15 protein-coding genes are annotated in these 16,986 nt (G+C 69.0%); 2 read left to right on the top strand and 13 right to left on the bottom strand.

The window, feature by feature from the left end; translation table 11 throughout:
* Nucleotides 1–137: 137 nt before the first annotated feature.
* The 4 genes from OIE49_RS32955 to OIE49_RS32940 form a co-directional block, all read right to left on the bottom strand.
* Nucleotides 138–296, bottom strand: a complete 159-nt coding sequence (locus OIE49_RS32955; RefSeq protein WP_326805476.1) for a hypothetical protein — start codon at nt 294–296, stop codon at nt 138–140.
* Nucleotides 297–1,361, bottom strand: a complete 1,065-nt coding sequence (locus tag OIE49_RS32950; protein ID WP_326806396.1) for an IS701 family transposase — start codon at nt 1,359–1,361, stop codon at nt 297–299.
* Nucleotides 1,362–1,598: 237 nt separating this feature from the next.
* Nucleotides 1,599–2,711 (bottom strand): tyrosine-type recombinase/integrase, encoded by a 1,113-nt coding sequence (locus tag OIE49_RS32945; protein ID WP_326805475.1) that lies wholly within the window; start codon nt 2,709–2,711, stop codon nt 1,599–1,601.
* A gap of 1,273 nt (nt 2,712–3,984) precedes the next feature.
* On the bottom strand, nt 3,985–4,377 hold the full coding sequence (locus OIE49_RS32940) for a DUF2267 domain-containing protein (protein WP_326805474.1): 393 nt from the start codon (nt 4,375–4,377) through the stop codon (nt 3,985–3,987).
* Nucleotides 4,378–4,592: 215 nt separating this feature from the next.
* Here OIE49_RS32940 and OIE49_RS32935 point away from each other — a divergent pair, with 215 nt between their 5' ends.
* Entirely contained in the window at nt 4,593–4,721 is a 129-nt protein-coding gene (locus tag OIE49_RS32935; protein WP_326805473.1) for a hypothetical protein, read from the top strand.
* A gap of 244 nt (nt 4,722–4,965) precedes the next feature.
* Here the strand turns inward: OIE49_RS32935 and OIE49_RS32930 are convergent, their stop codons facing one another.
* The 9 genes from OIE49_RS32930 to dnaK are packed head-to-tail and all read right to left on the bottom strand — an operon-like array spanning nt 4,966 to nt 14,553.
* Nucleotides 4,966–5,466, bottom strand: coding sequence for an Hsp20/alpha crystallin family protein (locus tag OIE49_RS32930; RefSeq protein WP_326806395.1), 501 nt, complete (start codon nt 5,464–5,466; stop codon nt 4,966–4,968).
* Nucleotides 5,467–5,514: 48 nt separating this feature from the next.
* Nucleotides 5,515–7,329 (bottom strand): FAD-dependent oxidoreductase, encoded by a 1,815-nt coding sequence (locus OIE49_RS32925; protein WP_326805472.1) that lies wholly within the window; start codon nt 7,327–7,329, stop codon nt 5,515–5,517.
* Nucleotides 7,329–7,592 (bottom strand): UBP-type zinc finger domain-containing protein, encoded by a 264-nt coding sequence (locus OIE49_RS32920; RefSeq protein ID WP_326805471.1) that lies wholly within the window; start codon nt 7,590–7,592, stop codon nt 7,329–7,331. Before OIE49_RS32920 ends, OIE49_RS32925 begins: the two co-directional genes overlap by 1 nt.
* 5 nt (nt 7,593–7,597) lie before the next feature.
* Nucleotides 7,598–8,044, bottom strand: coding sequence for a thioredoxin (gene trxA, locus OIE49_RS32915; protein ID WP_326805470.1), 447 nt, complete (start codon nt 8,042–8,044; stop codon nt 7,598–7,600).
* A complete protein-coding gene (clpB, locus tag OIE49_RS32910; RefSeq protein ID WP_326805469.1) occupies nt 8,041–10,680 on the bottom strand; it encodes an ATP-dependent chaperone ClpB in 2,640 nt (879 codons plus the stop codon). The genes trxA and clpB overlap by 4 nt, the downstream gene beginning before the upstream one ends.
* Entirely contained in the window at nt 10,671–11,078 is a 408-nt protein-coding gene (locus tag OIE49_RS32905) for a chaperone modulator CbpM (RefSeq protein WP_326805468.1), read from the bottom strand. The genes clpB and OIE49_RS32905 overlap by 10 nt, the downstream gene beginning before the upstream one ends.
* Complete coding sequence (locus tag OIE49_RS32900; RefSeq protein WP_326805467.1) at nt 11,075–12,028, bottom strand: J domain-containing protein; 954 nt, start codon at nt 12,026–12,028, stop codon at nt 11,075–11,077. Before OIE49_RS32900 ends, OIE49_RS32905 begins: the two co-directional genes overlap by 4 nt.
* 6 nt (nt 12,029–12,034) lie before the next feature.
* Nucleotides 12,035–12,643, bottom strand: coding sequence for a nucleotide exchange factor GrpE (grpE, locus tag OIE49_RS32895; RefSeq protein ID WP_326805466.1), 609 nt, complete (start codon nt 12,641–12,643; stop codon nt 12,035–12,037).
* A gap of 8 nt (nt 12,644–12,651) precedes the next feature.
* The gene (gene dnaK, locus OIE49_RS32890) at nt 12,652–14,553 is read right to left on the bottom strand and encodes a molecular chaperone DnaK (protein ID WP_326805465.1); all 1,902 of its coding nucleotides are present in this window, start codon (nt 14,551–14,553) and stop codon (nt 12,652–12,654) included.
* 281 nt (nt 14,554–14,834) lie between these two features.
* Between dnaK and OIE49_RS32885 the strand changes: the two genes are divergently transcribed.
* A complete protein-coding gene (locus OIE49_RS32885; protein WP_326805464.1) occupies nt 14,835–16,616 on the top strand; it encodes a helix-turn-helix domain-containing protein in 1,782 nt (593 codons plus the stop codon).
* Nucleotides 16,617–16,986 lie beyond the last annotated feature (370 nt).

Genomic DNA, 16,986 nt, shown 5'->3' with positions numbered 1-16,986 from the left:
CAGCTCGGACACGGTAGTGGCTGGTCCGGGCCCGGATTGGTGGCGGGTGCGCCAGCGGTGCCAGTGCATGGCCAGCCAGGTCCGTGCGGCGCGGGCGGGGGCGAGGACGATCCGGTCGTACAGGCGGCGGATCTCGTTCACGGTCGGAGGCTGGGTGTCGGCAGCTGGCGGGGTATTAGCCGGCTCCGGACGGCGGCCATGAAGGCCATGGCGAGCATGCAAACGGTGGTGTGCCGGTACCAGGAGCACCACTTGCGCACCTCGTGCTCGTCCAGCCCCACCTGTCCCTTGGCCACCTAAAACGCCTCCTCCACCATCCAGCGCTGCCCGGCGGCCGTCACCAGCGCGGCCAGGGTGGCGCCGGGGCCAGTGTGGCACAGGAAGTAGGAGATCTCGCGCACGAGCTGGCCAGTCTTCTTGTCCTTTTTGTTGAGCACGGTGGAGCGGCGGATCAGCAGGTGGCGCTCCAGTCCTTGGGCGGTGGGTGCGAGGTGAACGGTGGCCCAGTCGTAGTCGCGAGGGCCTTTGGCGCCGTCGGCGCACGAGCGGCGCTCGAACGTTTCCTCGGGCACGAGGGCGTACAGCTCGCGGGCTTGGCGGGTGCGCTCGTCCGGCAGTGGAATCACCTCGTCCTTGGGCACCGCGAGCACGTAGCGCACACGGCGCTCTTCCAGCCAGGCGCGCAGTGCGCGGCACTGCCCGTACGCCTCGTCGGCAAGGAAGTAAGTGAAGGGCACGTCGGCTTCCAGAGCGCGCTCCAGCATGCACCGGGCCAGCTCTGGCTTGGTCGCCACCGCGGTGGCCCTCTCGGGCGGGATGCCCTGCTCGGCACAGCGACGCTCATGCTCGGCGGTGGTGCCGGCCCAGTGCCTGCCGAGGTAGAGCTCGCGGTCGATCAGGGTGCGTCCCCGGCTGGAGCCGTAGGACAGGTGGACGCTGACCTGGGCGTTCTCGATCCTGCCGGCCGTGCCGGTGTACTGGCGGGCCACACCGACGCTCTTGGTGCCCTTCTTGATATCGCCGGTCTCATCCGCGATCAGGACCGCGTCGTCGGCGGCCAGGGCGGCGACCACGAAGCCGCGCACCCGGTCACGCAGTTCGTCGGCGTCCCAGGCCGCCTTGGCAAGGAAGCCCTGCAGCCGGTCGGGGTTGGGGTGCCCGGCCGCCTCCGCCAGCTGCCACATGTTCTTGCGCGGCACCTCGCTCAGCAGCCCATGCACCATCGCCCGCAGGTTCTCCCGCGAGGCTGGACGCGCGAACACATCGTCCACCGAGGCGCACAGCGCTTCCAACTCCCCATCCAGCGAACGGATTTCGAACTCGTTCAGCTCGCCCGTCCGCACCACGCCCAGCGTCAACATCAGTCCCACGAATGGAGCAACGAGGCACTCGCCGTCACGTCACGTGAACCACCGGCTGTAGTACTAGACACCTCGAACCACAGGTTCCGTCCACGAAGACAGCCCCCACTCACCAAGATCCGGGCCAAGAAGAGGCCAACCTCGCGTCTTCTCCTGCGATTTCACCTATCGCAGGTCAGGAGCGGTCGGGACCGTGTACTACCAGCAGGCAGAAAACTTGCTGACCTCAGCATCGAATCAGGCCGCTTCCCACAATCCGGCATCCAAAATGCGAGCCGCCTTCGCGATGCTCCCCGGCATCAGGTGCCGGTAGGTCCGATACGTCTCCTCAATGGATTTGTGCCCCATCCATTCGGCCACGTCGGTGATCGGTATTCCGTTCCCGAGCGCGTTCGAGGCGAAGTAGTGCCGGAAGCTGTACATGCCGACACCGTCCTCCGCGGGGAGTGTCTTGAAAAGCTTCTGCACGCGGCGGCGTTCCATCGGTTCCGTGTAGTAGCCGCTGGGGCCGCGCAGGAGATAGCCATCCTGCGTGGTGCCGTGCTTCTCCTCAAACCGCTCCATCGCTTCCCGCACCGAGCGCGGAAGGGGGACCTCCCGGAACTCCCCCGCCTTGCGGTGCTTCAGCTTCGCCGGCTTGTGCGTGTTGGAGTGGATCTGCTCGTGCACTCGGTAGACGTCGTCCGCCACAACGTTGTTGACGTTCACTGCCCGGGCTTCCCCGTTTCGCAAGCCGCAGCCCACCATCGTGACGATCTCAAGCGCGAGATACTCGTCAGCAGCAGTCAGTGCCTTCTTCACGTAGGCGAGGGTCGGGATGACCACCTTCTGGCGGACGTACTCCGGCTCCTGGACCCCCTTTACAGGATCGTCCGCCATGGCCCCCTTGCCATAGGCGTCCCGCAAGATCGCCTTCAGAGTGCGGAAGATGTTCACCTGGTTTCCGCGGCCCACCCCATCGGCCTCCAACTCGTCCAGGAAACGCTCGACCACGATCGGGGTCACAGAGTTCAGCTTCCTTGATCCGAGACGGGGGACGATGTGCACGTTGATGGAGCTGTCGACGTGCCAGCCCGTGGAGTACTCCGTCATCCTCCGCTGCCTGGGCCGCCACTGCTTCGCGTATTCTTCGACCGTCTGCTGACCGAGCTCGCGGCGGGCCTCGGCAACGGACGGCGCCGTCTTCTTTTTCTCCGCATAGATCTGCGTAAGGCGCTCGACCGCGTCGTCCTGCGTGCCGAAACCAGCCTCTTCACGCTGCTTGCCGAGAGCGTCCCGAAACCGAATCGTGTACGGGTGCGGGCAACGGGTCGGCCTGGAACAACCGCACTCCTTGAAGAAGGACCCCATCCCACGAGCGAGCTGTCGAACCACGTATCAAGCCTTCCGAGCAGGGCGTCGGGCGGGGCAGCCGATACCTGCCGCGGGTGCAGGTCAGCAAGCCGGACACCGTCCGGCCTGATGCTGACCATTTGCTGACCTGGAGGCGGCGATCAGGGCCCTGACCTGCGGAAACACCCAAACGCTAGATCTTGGACTTGAACAGAGTACGCAGCACTTTGGACTCCTCGAAGACGGCTCCCTGCCAGCTTTCTGCAGGTCAAGGGCGTTCTTCACCCTACACCGGCACGCGCCGGAGTCGATGTTCGTGAGGAACATCGCTTCACTCTGCGAGCAGGCTGCCTGCCTGGGCTTCCGTGCGAGCCAGGCCGTTGTGAACCCGCCGATCAGACGTCTGCCAGGAAGACCCTCTGGGGACTGATGCTGATCAGACGCTGACTTGCTTGACGATACGTCAGTTATGAGAAGTTGGGCGTGACGGTCAGGACGCCGATGCCCGCCGTGACCACGCGTATCGCAGGCACGAGCAGGGGAAACGCCAGGCCGGACGGGCCGAAAGCCGCCTTGCCGAGGATGCACGACGCCACCAGCGTGACGGCGTGGGACTCGAATCCTCAGACGGCGTGGCGTCCGGCGGGAACTGATCCACGACGCTCTTGCGGCATTGCGCCGGGTTGAGGTCCCCCACGGCCTTCAGCGCTTCCGGCAGTTCGTCGGCCGCCTGGCGGATCAGGCCGGTCACTCCTTCGTTCAGCCGGGGCAGGGCGGTGTCCGAGGATGGTGAGCTATCCCCGGAGCTATCCCCGGTTCGTGCCCCTCGCGGAAGTCAGCTCTCGGGTTTCCCCTTCGCTGCATGAAGTGTCCTGGTCCAGGTTGGCGCCGCATTGGAGGAGCCGGCCATCGGGCCGGACTGCTGGGTCGGCTGTCCGCGGGACAACGACAGCGCCTGCGCTGCCCGCCGCCGCAGGCGTGCTCGGCGGACCGGCCGATGCTGGGCACTGCTCAGCGGCCGGCGGTCCTGTGCCGGTAACCGGCCCTTCCGAACGCATAAGTTGACCATGGTTGACACCTGTCCGTCGTACATTCCCAGGCGCTGCTGTCACAGAAAGGAGAACCGACGGAATGCGAGCGGTCCCCTCCATGCCACGTCATCCACGGCCGTGCTTTCGGAAGTTCCGGACAGAGCGTTTTTGAACCCCTCACACTTCGGCAGCAGAACCAAATCCATCCCGTAGAACTGTCAGACGATCATCACGCTCAGCAACCACCGCGCCTCACGGGCTCAGTCCGCGAGGTCGGCCTTGCCGAACAGGACCGCGTAACTGGAGGGGAGCTGGCTGATGATCTGATTCAGCTCTCCGCCGGTGACAGCGTCGGCGACGGTGGTCAGGACCGCGCTGGCGTCCCACTGCGCCGTACGAGGTCGGGCATGGGTGCGCTCGGCGACCAGGCGGTAGAACTCGTCGATCCCGAAGCTTCGCGCCTGCTGCGGCGCGGCATGGTCCAGGACTTGTCCCAGCGGGCCGGGCAGCTGGGATGCGAGGTCCTTGACCTCTCCCGGGCTGATCCGTTGGGCCAGCACTTCCAGCACGGCGCTGGTGACGTCCGCGGCTTCGTCCTGGTCGTTGTATTCGCCTCGCTCGCGCACACGGGCGAGGAATCCGTCGTATTTCATCGCTGACTTCCTTCTGCCTTGGTCACCGCTTCAAGGAGGTCGCCCGGTGCGCCGTCGGGCCGGCCGGATCCGTCCGCCGGCGCGCAGCTGCCGTTCGCAAGGCCCTTGGCCCGAGACTCACGCAGGGCACGGCGCAAGCGCCCGGAGCCCCAGGGCCGGCCGCCCACCGCCTGTTCGAGTCGGTCGCCGCTCGTCGGGCCGGCCTCTCGGAGCGCGTGGGTCATCTGTTCGATCTCGTCGTCGAGGCGTTGTTCGGCCATGGCGGACGTACGACTGCCGTGCCCGCGGTGCCGGCCATCCTCGGCGAGTACAAGGTGCTGCCCGGTCTGGTGCCCGGGCGGTAACGGCGGGCTCCGGCGCGCTCCTGCTCCCGGCGGCGGGCGGTGAGGTCGGCGATTTTCAGGACCTCGCTCACCGTCAGACCGGCCGAGTTCGCTCCCGCGTACGCCACGAACGACGTCAGCAAGACCAGCAGGAAGAACCACCAACGGTAGCCACGTAGCGCGTCTCCGCCGCCGTGAGGGGTGTCGAGCCTCGCCGGCCCGGCCGCAGTCCCGGATGGGTGCCCGGAACCGCGGCGCTCGCGTCTCAGCCGCTGCTCTCGGTACTTTCACTCGTCTCGCTGATCTCGACGTGTCGCGGCTTTGCGACGTCGGCCTTGGGGACGGTGATGCTGAGCACTCCGTTCTGCATCTCAGCCTTGACCTTGTGGGTGTCCAGTTCTCCGGGCAGCCGCAAACGGTACTCGAAGGCTCCGACGCGGCGGGTGCTGCGGCGCAGGACACCCTTGCGCTCCCGCTCCTTGATCTCTCCGGTGACCACGAGTTCGGGACCGTTGGCCTCTACGTCAATGTCCTTGCTCTTCACTCCGGGGAGTTCGATCTCTATGTGGAACGCGTCCTCGGACTCCGACACGTCCGCGAGAGGCGTCCACGCAACCGCGGGTGCCGCGCCCACCGTCGACTCCAGCAGGCCGCTCATCTGATTGAGCAGTTCGTCGAACTCGACCAGGGGATTCAGAGGGGTGGGTGCCCAGACGGGCCTTTCCTGCAGACCGCCACCGCGGTGGCGCCGGACGGGCATGGCCATCGCCATCGCCTCCTTCTTCCTTCTCGTGATCTCGTCGTCCGCCATTCGTCATGCGAGCCATGCGGACTCCTTGTGACGTATGCGTGGGGAGACGTCCGAGTGGCCCGCGACAGCTGACGTGCCCGTGGTGCCGGGTACGGCCGAGTGCCCCAGGTGCCGGTGCACGAAGTGGATGGCCATCGCGCCCTCACCGGCCGCGGAGGCCACCCGCTTGACCGAGCCGCTACGGACGTCCCCTACCGCGAAGACCCCGGGCAGGCTGGTCTCCAGGGTCATGCACGAGCGCCCTCGGCCGTGCCACACCTCGGGGTGGGCACAGGCTTCCTGGGCCTCCGGACCGGTGAGGACGAAGCCGCGGGAGTCGAGGGCGATGATGCCGGCGAGCCACTCGGTGTGGGGGTCGGCGCCGGTGAAGACGAACAGGCTCCGTACGGCGAGCCGGCGGTGCCCGCCCGTGCGGTTGTCGACCACGTCGAGCTCCTCCAGCACTTCCTGGCCGATGACCTCGGTGACCTCGGTGTGCAGCATGACCTCCACCCGTGGATGGCGCTCGACCTGGTCGATCAGGTAGCGGGACATGTTGGCCTCAAGGCTGGCTCCTCGGACCAGCAGGTGCACCTTCGGCGCGTACCCGGCGAGGAACAACACCGCCTGGCCTGCCGAGTTGCCTCCGCCGACGACGGCCACCGGGTCGGTGCGGCACTGCTGGGCCTCGTAGAGGGTCGCCGAGTAGTGCACGCTCGTTCCCTCCAGGCGTTCGATGCCGGGCACCCGGAGCCGGCGGTAGCGGGCACCCATGGCCAGGACGACGGCGCGGGCGGCGATCTCGCTGCCGTCGGCGAACGCCACGACGTAATGGTCGTCGTCCTTGGGATGGAGACCGGTCGCCTCCAGCGGAAGGCTGATCCTGGCGCCGAACTTGTCGGCCTGGAACACGGCGCGTTCGGTGAGTTCGGCGCCGGAGATGCCGGATGGGAAGCCGAGCAGATTCTCGATGCGGGACGACGTGCCGGCCTGGCCGCCGGTGGCCATCGCCTCCACCACCGTGGTGCTCAGGCCCTCGGAGGCGGCGTACACCGCGGCAGCGAGGCCGGCGGGTCCGGAGCCTACGATGAGGACGTCGCCGCGACGGTTTCCGGCGGGTAGTGACGGCAGGCCGATGAGCCGGGCCAGTTCCGCGTTGCTGGGGTTGCGGAACAGGGTGGTGTCGCGCCAGATGACGAGTGGTGTCTCCGCCGGGCCGACGCCGAAGCGGCGCAGCAGCTCCTCGGCCTCCTCGTCGGTCTCCAGGTCGATCCAACGGTGCGGCAGCCGGTTGCGGACGGCGAACTCGCGCAGCCGTCTGGTGTCGGGGGAGTAGCGCGAGCCGATGATGCGGAAGCCGGCGCCCTGCCCGACGAGCAGCGCGCGACGGCACAGACAGGCGCGCAGCACGATGTCCCCGATGGTGGAGTCCTGGGACACCAGGTGACGCAACTGGTCCAAGGAGACGACGAGGACCTCGCCTGGCTCCCTGGCGACAGCGGTGTAGAAGGCCACTTGTCCGTACAGCAGGCCGAGTTCACCGATGAAGCGACCGGGGCCGTGCACGCGCAGCACGTGCTCCTCGGGAGTGCCGTAGCCCTCGACGACGGCGACGGTACCGCTGAGGACGACGAAGACCGTCTCGCAGCGCTCCCCCTCCCGGATCAGCACGTCGTTCGGAGCCGTGGTCCGGCGTTGCCCGTGCTCCGCCAGACGTGCTATCTGGTCCTCCGTAAGGCGCGGATACGCGCCGTAGATGTCCGGGGTCTCCCAGAAGGCGGCCTCGTCCGCTTTCTCCGGCACCGGTTCTTCGCCCGGCAGCGACTGGTCGCCGGACATCAGACGAACGCCTTGTGCACGTAGCACCAGCGCCATTCCTCGCCGGGCTGGAACGACTGCACGATCGGATGGGCGACGGCAGCTGCGTGCTTGCGCGCGTGCTTGTTCGGCGAGGAGTCGCAGCAGCCGACGTGCCCGCAGGTCAGGCAGAGCCTCAGGTGGACCCACGGGGAGCCGAGCATCAGACACTCCTGACACCCTTCTGGGGTCAGCGGCTGGACCGGCCGGACAAGCGCGAGGTGGGGGTCTGCATGCAGGGTCATCCGGATCACCCTTTCCGGGCGGTGATCGACTGTTCCACCCACCGGCGAAGAGCGGGGGCGGGCGCCGCCCCCGCCTGCCGGGCGACCGTCTCACCCTGGTCGAGGATCAGCAGTGTCGGTACGGCCTGGACCTCGAAACGCTGCGACAGTCGCGGGTTCTTGTCGACGTCGACCTTGACGAGTTTGATTCGGCCGGCGAGATCGGTGGCGACCTTCTCCAGTGCGGGGCTGACCATGCGGCAGGGGCCGCACCAGGTGGCCCACAGGTCGACCACGACGGGGACGTCGGCCCGCTCGGCAACCTCGGTGAAGTCGTCGTCGCCCGCGTCCACCATCCACGGTAGGGGCTGCTTGCAGTGGCCGCACTTGGGGCGGCCCTCCGCGGCCACGGGCACCCGGTTGGTGCGCCCGCAGTGGGGACATCTGACGGTCGTCGCCTGCATCGTGCTCATGCCGCCCGCGCTCCCTTCACATCCTCGGGCTGGTCGTAGGTGACCACCAGTTCCCCCGCCTCGGCGTCGACGCGGACCGTCGCGCCGTCCTGGACGTCACCGCGCAGCAGGGCGCGCCCCACCATCGTCTCGACCTCGTGGGAGATGTAGCGGCGCAGCGGCCGGGCCCCGTACACCGGGTCGTAGCCCTGGTGGGCGATCAACTCCCTTGCTGCTTCGGTGAGTTCGACGGTAATACGGCGTTCGGCGAGCCGGCGGCGCAGTTCGTCGAACTGCAGCTCCACGATCCGCTCGATCTGCCGCTCACCGAGCGGCTTGAACAGCACGATGTCGTCGACGCGGTTGAGGAACTCCGGGCGGAAGTGCCCGCGCAGCTCGCCCATCACCAGGGCGCGGGCATCCGGCTTGATCTCACCCTCGGCGGTGGCGCCGTCGAGGAGGTGCTCGGAGCCGATGTTGGACGTCATGATGATCACGGTGTTGCGGAAGTCGACGGTGCGGCCCTGAGCATCGGTGATGCGGCCGTCGTCGAGGACCTGCAGCAGGGTGTTGAAGACATCGGTGTGCGCCTTCTCGATCTCGTCGAACAGCACGACCGAGTACGGCTTGCGGCGGACGGCCTCGGTGAGCTGGCCGCCTTCCTCGTAGCCGACGTATCCGGGTGGTGCGCCCATGAGCCGGCTGACGGTGTGCCGCTCCTGGTACTCGCTCATGTCGAGGCGGACCATGTTCTCCTCGGAGTCGAAAAGGGCCGCCGCGAGGGTCTTGGCCAGCTCGGTCTTCCCGACGCCGGTGGGGCCGAGGAAGATGAACGAGCCGATGGGGCGGCGCGGGTCGCGGATGCCGGAGCGGGCGCGGATGATGGCGTCGGCGACGAGTTTGACGGCCTCGTCCTGGCCGATGACGCGCTCGCGCAGGATCTCGTCGAGGCGCAGCAGTTTCTCGCGTTCGCCCTCCTGGAGGCGGGCGACGGGGATGCCGGTCCAGGCGGCGACAATCTCGGCGATCTCCTCCTCGGTGACGACCTCGCGCAGTAGCCGGTTCTGGCCTTGTTTGGCGGCCAGTTGCTCCTCCTCGGCCTTCAGTCGGCGCTCCAGGTCCTGGAGGCGGCCGTAGCGGAGTTCGGCGGCGCGGTTGAGGTCGTAGGCGCGTTCGGCCTCCTCCGCCTCGTGGCGGACCTGCTCCAGTTCCTGGCGCAGTTCCTGCACGCGGCGGATGGCCTGCCGTTCGGCCTCCCACTGGGCGTGCTTGGCGTCGGCCTCGCCGCGCAGGTCGGCCAGTTCCTTGCGCAGTTCCTCCAGGCGAGTTTTGCTGGCGGCGTCGGTCTCCTTGGACAGGGCCGCCTCCTCGATCTCCAGGCGGGTGACGCGGCGGGTGATCTCGTCGAGTTCGGCGGGCATCGAGTCGATCTCGGTACGCAGCCGGGCGCACGCCTCGTCGACGAGGTCGATGGCCTTGTCGGGCAGGAACCGGTCGGTGATGTAGCGGTGGCTGAGGGTGGCCGCGGAGACCAGCGCGGTGTCCTGGATCTTCACGCCGTGGAAGACCTCCAGGCGTTCGCGCAGTCCGCGCAGGATGGAGATGGTGTCCTCCACGCTCGGCTCGTCGACCAGCACCTGCTGGAAGCGGCGTTCGAGGGCGGCGTCCTTCTCGATGTGCTTGCGGTACTCGTCGAGGGTGGTGGCGCCGATCATGTGGAGTTCGCCGCGGGCGAGCATCGGCTTGAGCATGTTGCCCGCGTCCATGGCCCCTTCGGCGGCGCCCGCGCCGACGACGGTGTGCAGCTCGTCGACGAAGAGCAGAATGCGTCCCTGGGCGGCCTTCACCTCGGACAGCACGGCCTTGAGGCGTTCCTCGAACTCGCCGCGGTACTTGGCGCCGGCTACCAGGGAGCCCATGTCGAGAGCGAACACCGTCTTGTCGCGCAGGCCCTCGGGGACGTCGCCGCGCACGATGCGCTGGGCCAGACCCTCCACGATGGCGGTCTTGCCGACGCCGGGATCGCCGATGAGGACGGGGTTGTTCTTGGTCTTGCGGCTGAGGATCTGGGTGACGCGGCGGATCTCCGCATCACGGCCGATGACCGGGTCCAGCCGCCCGGACCGAGCCTCGAGGACCAGGTCGCGGCCGTACTTCTCCAGAGCCTCATAGGCCACTTCGGGGTTGGCAGAGGTGACGCGCTGGTTGCCGCGGACCTGGGTGAGCGCGCTCAGGAACGAATCCCGGGTCACGCCGTACTCCTTGAGCAGGCGTCCGGCGGCGGTCGCCGACCCCTCCTCGGCCAGGGCGAGCAGGAGGTGCTCCACGGACACGTACTCGTCCTTGAGGCGTTTGGCCTCCCGCTCGGCGGCATCGAGCAGGCGGGACAGGCGCTGGGTGACGAAGACCTGGCCGGGTGCCGCGCCCGGACCGGTGACCTTCGGGCGGCGCGAGAGTTCCTCGCGCACGGCCGCGCGCAGCTCCTTCGACTCGGTGCCGGCCTGTTGCAGCAACCGTGGGATCAGACCGTCCTCTTGATCGAGAAGCGCGAGCAGCAGGTGTTCCCCGTCGACCTCGGTCTGCCCCATACCGACGGCCGCGCTCTGGGCCTCCTGGAGGGCTTCCCGGGACTTCTGGGTGAGACGGTTCATGTCCATGGGGGTGTTTCACTCCTCGTGCCGCGGCCGCGCAGGGCGGCTTCGAGCAGGCTGATGCGGTCGAGCAGGTCGAGCACCAGGCCGATGGATGCGTAGTTGAGGCAGAGTCCGGTGCGCAGCCGCTGGATACGGGCGAGAACCGCCGGGGCCGTGGGGTCGAACACTAGTCGCCCCGCGGAGTCGCGTTCGGCCTCGACCAGGCCGAGGGCGACGAACCGGCGGATCAGATCGGGGTGGAGGCCCGAGCGAAGGGCCACGGCGGCCAGGGAGAGCCTGGGGACGGGGACGAGCGCGTACCGGACAGCCGTCGAGGCGGTGATGTCGGCGTCCGCTCGTACCGGACGGGCGCCCACGCCGGCCCGGCCGATGCCCCCCGCTCCCGCGGGTTGGTCGTTCATCGCATCCTCCTGGGGTCGAACGAGGAAGTGGCGGCGAGCTCCTCGAACAGTTCGCGCTCCCGGTCGCCGAGGGCGGGAGGCACCACGACGCGAAGTTCGGCGTACAGGTCGCCGTTCGCGCCCCGCGGGTTCGGCATGCCCTCGCCGCGCAGCCGCAGCCGCCGGCCGCTGGACGAGCCCGCAGGCACCGTGACCTTCGCCGTGCCGCCGCCGGGCGTGGGCACCGGCACGGTCGCGCCCAGGGCCGCCTCCCACGGGGCGACCGGGACCTGGACGTGCACGTCACGGCCGTCCAGCCGGAACCGGGGGTGCGGCTGGATACGCACCCGCAGGTACAGGTCGCCCGCGGCGGCGTCACCACTGCCCTGGCCACCCTCACCCGCCAGCCGGATGCGCTGCCCGTCGGTGACGCCAGGCGGCACGTCGACCTCGTACTGCCGCGGCTGCCCGGTGGGACCGGCGAGTGTGACGGTGCGACGGCCGCCTCGGTACGCCTCCTCGACAGTGAGCGGCAGTTCCGCCTCCTGGTCCGCTCCAGGGACGCCGCCTCGGGCGGCGCCGGCTCCGAACATTGAGCCGAGCAGGTCCTCGATGTCGATGCCCTCCGCGCCGAAGTCGTCTCCGAAGCCGGTGACGTACCGGACGCGAGGACCGCCCCCACCTGCGGTCCTCCGACCGCGGAAACCGCCGCCCGCTCCCGCCGCGACCCGTTCGTCGAAGTCCTCCGGGATCTTCCGGAAATCCTCGCCGAAGCGGTCATAGCGGGCCCGGGTCTTGGGATCGGACAGGACGCTGTATGCCTCGTTGAGGTCCTTGAAACGCTCCTCCGCCTCGGGGTCCTTGTTGACGTCTGGGTGGTACCTGCGGGCGAGTTTGCGATATGCCTGCTGGATCTCGTCCTGGCTCGCGGTCCGCGACACGCCCAGCACCTCGTAGAAGTCCCGTGCCATGACCGGTCACTCCCGCTTCGCGACCGTCACGGCGGCGGGCCTGAGCTGCCGTTCGCCGTCCCCGTAGCCGGGGCGCAGCACCTCGACGACGGTGCCCGGTGGGGCGTCGGGGTCCTGGACGACGCCGACCACCTCGTGCCGGGCCGGGTCGAAGGCGACGCCGGTCTCCGCATGCCGCGGGTAGCCGAGCAGTTCGAGGACGTTCACCGCCTGGTCGCGTACGGCCCGGATGCCCTCCACGATCGCGCCCGGATCGGCGCCGGCGTGGGTCAGGGCGAGTTCGAGGTTGTCGAGGACGGGCAGGAAGGCGGCCGCCGTGCGGGACCGCTCGACCGCCCGTTCGCGCTCCAGTTCCCTGGCGTGGCGCTTGCGAAGGTTATCGAGGTCGGCGAGTGCGCGCCGCCAGCGGTCCTCCAGTTCCTGGATCGCGGTCGTGTATTCGTCCTCGGCAGGCGCGGGTCCGGCGGCATCGGGTCCCGGTTCGCCGTTCGCCGCTTCGGGCCGCGGCGGGCCCGGTTGGGGCAAATCCCCGCGAGGAGGAGGTCCGGCGCCTTCCGGGACCCGTACGCCCGGATCCGACGCGGCCCGGTCGGGTTCCTGGGGGTGGGTGGGCATGGCGCGCCTCAGCTCTTGTCGAACTCGGCGTCGATGACATCATCGTCACCGCCACCGCCACTCGCGGGACCGCCGGTGGCGGCGTCCTGGCCGGGACCGCCCCCTGTGGCGGCGGCGCCCTGATGGGCCGCCAGCCCGGCGAGTACCTGCTGGAGTTCGGAGGTCAGAGGCCGCACGCGCTCCACGCCCGCCTCTTCCTTGACCGCCGCCCGGGCGTCGGACACGAGCATTTCGGCGCGTGCCTTCTCGTGGGCGGGCGCTGCGTCGCCCAGTTCGGCGAGGCGCTTCTCGACCTGGTACGCGACGGCATCGAGTTCGTTGCGGGCGTCGACGGCCTCGCGGAGTGCCTGGTCCTGGCCCCGGTTGCGCTCGGCCTCCTGGACCATGCGTTCGACCTCACTGCGGTCCAGGTTGGAGCTCTCGCTGATGGTGATGCTCTGTTCCTTGCCGGTGTCCCGGTCGCGGGCCTTGACGTTGAGGATGCCGTTGGCGTCGATGTCGAAGGTGACCTCGATCTGTGGTTCGCCGCGCGGTGCCGGCCGGATGTCGGTGAGCTGGAACCGGCCCAGCACCCGGTTGTCGGCGGCTCGCTCGCGCTCGCCCTGGAGGACCACCACATCGACGGCCGGCTGGTTGTCCTCGGCGGTGGAGAAGGTCTCGCTGCGGCGCACGGGGATGGTGGTGTTCCGCTCGATGATCTTCGTCATCACTCCGCCGCGCGTCTCCACGCCCAGCGACAAGGGTGTGACGTCGAGCAGCAGGACGTCCTTGACCTCGCCCTTGAGCACCCCGGCCTGGATCGCGGCGCCCAGGGCCACGACCTCGTCGGGGTTGACGCTCATGTTGGGTTCCTTGCCGCCGGTCAGCCGGCGGACCAGAGCCTGGACGGCGGGGATGCGGGTGGAACCGCCGACGAGGATGACCTCGTCGATGTCGCTCCCGCCGACCTTGGCGTCGGCCATGGCCTGCTGGACCGGTCCCAGGCAACGCTCCACCAGGTCGCCGGTGATCTGCTCGAACGTGGACCGCATGATCGAGTCGGTGAGGTGCTTGGGGCCCGAGGCGTCAGCGGTGATGAACGGCAGGCTGACCTGCGTCTGCGTCACCGAACTGAGCTCGGTCTTGGCCTTCTCCGCCGCCTCGAACAGTCGTTGCAGCGCCTGCGGGTCCTTGCGCAGGTCGATGCCGTTCTCCTTCTGGAAGTCGTCCGCCAGGTAGTCCACCAGACGCCGGTCGAAGTCGTCGCCGCCCAGGTGGCTGTCACCGGCGGTGGAGCGCACCTCCACCACGCCGTCGCCGACGTCGAGGATGCTCACGTCGAAGGTGCCGCCGCCCAGGTCGAAGACGAGGACGGTCTCGTGCTCCTTCTTGTCCATGCCGTACGCGAGGGCGGCCGCCGTCGGCTCGTTGATGATCCGCAGCACCTCCAGTCCGGCGATCCGTCCGGCGTCCTTGGTGGCGGTGCGCTGAGCGTCGTTGAAGTAGGCGGGCACCGTGATGACCGCCTCCGTGACCCGCTCCCCCAGCTGCTTGGACGCGTCGTCGGCGAGTTTGCGCAGCACCTGTGCGCTGATCTCCTCAGGCGCGTACAGCTTGTCGCGCACCTTGAAACGGGCCGCCCCGCCGTCGCCTTCCACGACGTCGTACGCCACCGCCCTGGCCTCGTCGGAGATCTCGTCGAAGTGCCGGCCGATGAACCGCTTGGCCGAGTAGATGGTGCCCTTGGGGTTGAGGATCGCCTGGCGCCGGGCCAGCTGGCCCACCAGACGTTCACCGGTGTCGGAGAAGGCCACCACGGACGGTGTCGTGCGGTTGCCCTCGCTGTTGGGCACGACGGACGGCTCGCCGCCCTCCCACACGGCGATCACCGAGTTGGTGGTGCCCAGGTCGATGCCCACTGCCTTGGCCATGAGGAACTCCTCCCGGTGCAGCGCCTGCGTCGACTCTCCGGATCACGTTCGCTCAGGTAGGTGTAGGTCTGACTCCGCCGGTTTCCCACCGGTGCGCACGGAGGGTCTCGAGCACTCCCCAGGGTGACGAACCGGGTGGCTCAACGCCTGCGCCTGACGAGTCAGGAATGCACGGGTCCGGTCGCCCCACGAGTACGAGACAAAGAACCCACACGTCTCGGTAGCCGGCCCGGGGAGCGGGTACGCGAAAGCCGCTCACCTCCGAAGGACGGAGTGATCCCATGGCCGGCAGTCGGGCATACAGCCCGTACCACCGCTGCTCCGACCGAAAGGGCAGCCTTCTGCGGGGCAGCGTCGGGCGACACCCCACGGCCGCGCGCAGGGGGCCCCGCCTGCCCGTTCGCGCCCCAGCCGACCATGCCCTCCACGAACTGGTCGCGCTCTCCCGCGCCCTGTTCGACGCTCCGGACGAAGGCGAGATCCTGCGCCTGGCCATGGACCACATAGCCGCCGCGGGGCCATACCGCGCCGAGGCCGTATACCTCAAGGTGGGCGGCGGCCTGGTCCCCGGCCCGAGGAACAGGCAGCCGCATGCCTTGGCCGTGGGCCGGAGGGTGCGGGAGCTGGCCGGGCAGGACGGCAACGTGACCGTACCCGGCAGGCCCTGGGGCCGGGCCCTCGGGCTACGCGGACCTGGGGGACTCCACGGCTACCTCGTGGTCACGTCCCGCTCCCGGCCCACCAGCGCAGAGCGATCCCTGCTCGCCCTTCTCATCCGGCACACCGGTGCTGCACTGTCGGTCGCCTTCGCACACCGCCGCCAACGCGAGGACGCGCTGGAGCTGCGCCGGCTGCGGGAGGAACGCACAGCCCTCCAGCGGCAGCTGATCTCTGTGGTGGCTGAGCTGGGCTACGAGCGAGCCGTTCACACTCTCATGGCCGGCGTCGCTGCCTCGGGTGGCGGCGAGGAAGCCGTCACCCGCGCACTGCACGGGCTCACTGGACTTCCCGCGCTGCTCGAGGACCGCTTCGGTCGGCTGAGGTCCTGGACCGGTCCCGACCGCCCCGCCCCCTATCCCAAACCGGACCCCGTGCGCCAAAACGAAATGCTGCACGCCGTCGCCAAAGAGACCGGGCCGGTGCGGATAAGGGACCGGCTGATCACCCTGATCCGCCCGCACGGCGAGATCCTGGGCGTGCTGGCCCTGGTCGATGCCCGGGACGAGGCCGACGAGCACGCCGTACTCGCGCTTGGATACGCCGCCGCGTCGCTCGCCCTGGAGCTGACGCACCTGCGCAATCTGGCCGAAGTGGAGCTGAGGCTGCACCGCGAGCTGGCCGACGACCTCCTGGCAGGGACGGACGAGGCGAGCGCCTACGCCCGGTCCGAGGCAGTCGGACACGACCTGCACGGCAGCCACTACGTCGTCGTGGTGCAGTGGTCGAACCGGACCGCCGACGATTCCTTCGCGCAGACCGTGAGTCGGGCGGCCGTTGCGGTGGGCATGCGCTCGCTGCTGACCCGCCGCTCCGACCACGTCGTCCTCATCACTGGCGACAGGCCGCACGCCCGCGCGTTGTACGAGGCGCTCGCCCGGGAGACCGGAACACGGTCCGGGACGATCGGGGTGAGCGCCCCTTGCGACGCCGTGGACGACATCCCCCACCACTACCAGGAGGCACAGCGCGCCCTGGACGTGCGCCGCCACTCCCACGAGCGCTACGGCGCGACGTTCTTCGACGAGCTCGGCCTCTACCGCATCCTGGGACCCGGCAATGATTACCGGGAACTGGAGACGTTCGTCCACGAGTGGCTCGGGCAACTCATCGACTACGACTCCCGGCACCACGCGGCCATGGTGGAGACCCTGTCCCGGTACTTCGACTGCGGCGGCAACTACGACGAGACCGCCGACTCCCTCGCGATCCACCGCAGCACGCTGCGCTATCGGCTCCAGCGCATCCGCGACATCAGCGGCCACGACCTCGCGAACGTCGAGGACCGGCTGAACCTCCAGGTGGCGACCCGAGTGTGGAAGATCGTGCTGGGCGGACCGGGCTGATGCCTCACTGGAACTTTTGCGCCGAGCGGTGCCAGTAGCAATCGGGCGGGCTGCCCTGCTACAGCGCTGCAGCGGATGGGTGGCCCTTGCTCGGATTACGATAGCCGTTGCGGTCGTTGACGCATTCGTCGCTGACCTGCCCGTATTCGGCATTGCAGGGGGTATCGGCCTCCGCGGACATGAGCGCGTGGCGCCCTGCGTACCCCGGTCCCGGACGCACCAGGTCCGCGCTCTCACGTCCCCTGGGTGCCCTGATACAGTCCCGCTCCCCCGCAACGCCGTGCAGCCTCCTGCGGACGGACGGCCGATCGGCTGGCCGAGGGATGCCTGCGCACTTCATGCTGCTCTGCCAGGGGAAGAGGGGGCGACT

The sequence above is a fragment of the Streptomyces sp. NBC_01788 genome (assembly GCF_035917575.1).
Classification (GTDB): Bacteria; Actinomycetota; Actinomycetes; order Streptomycetales; family Streptomycetaceae; genus Streptomyces.
The sequence above is the reverse complement of the archived record's forward strand: the minus strand, read 5'-3'. Positions and strand labels throughout refer to the sequence as shown.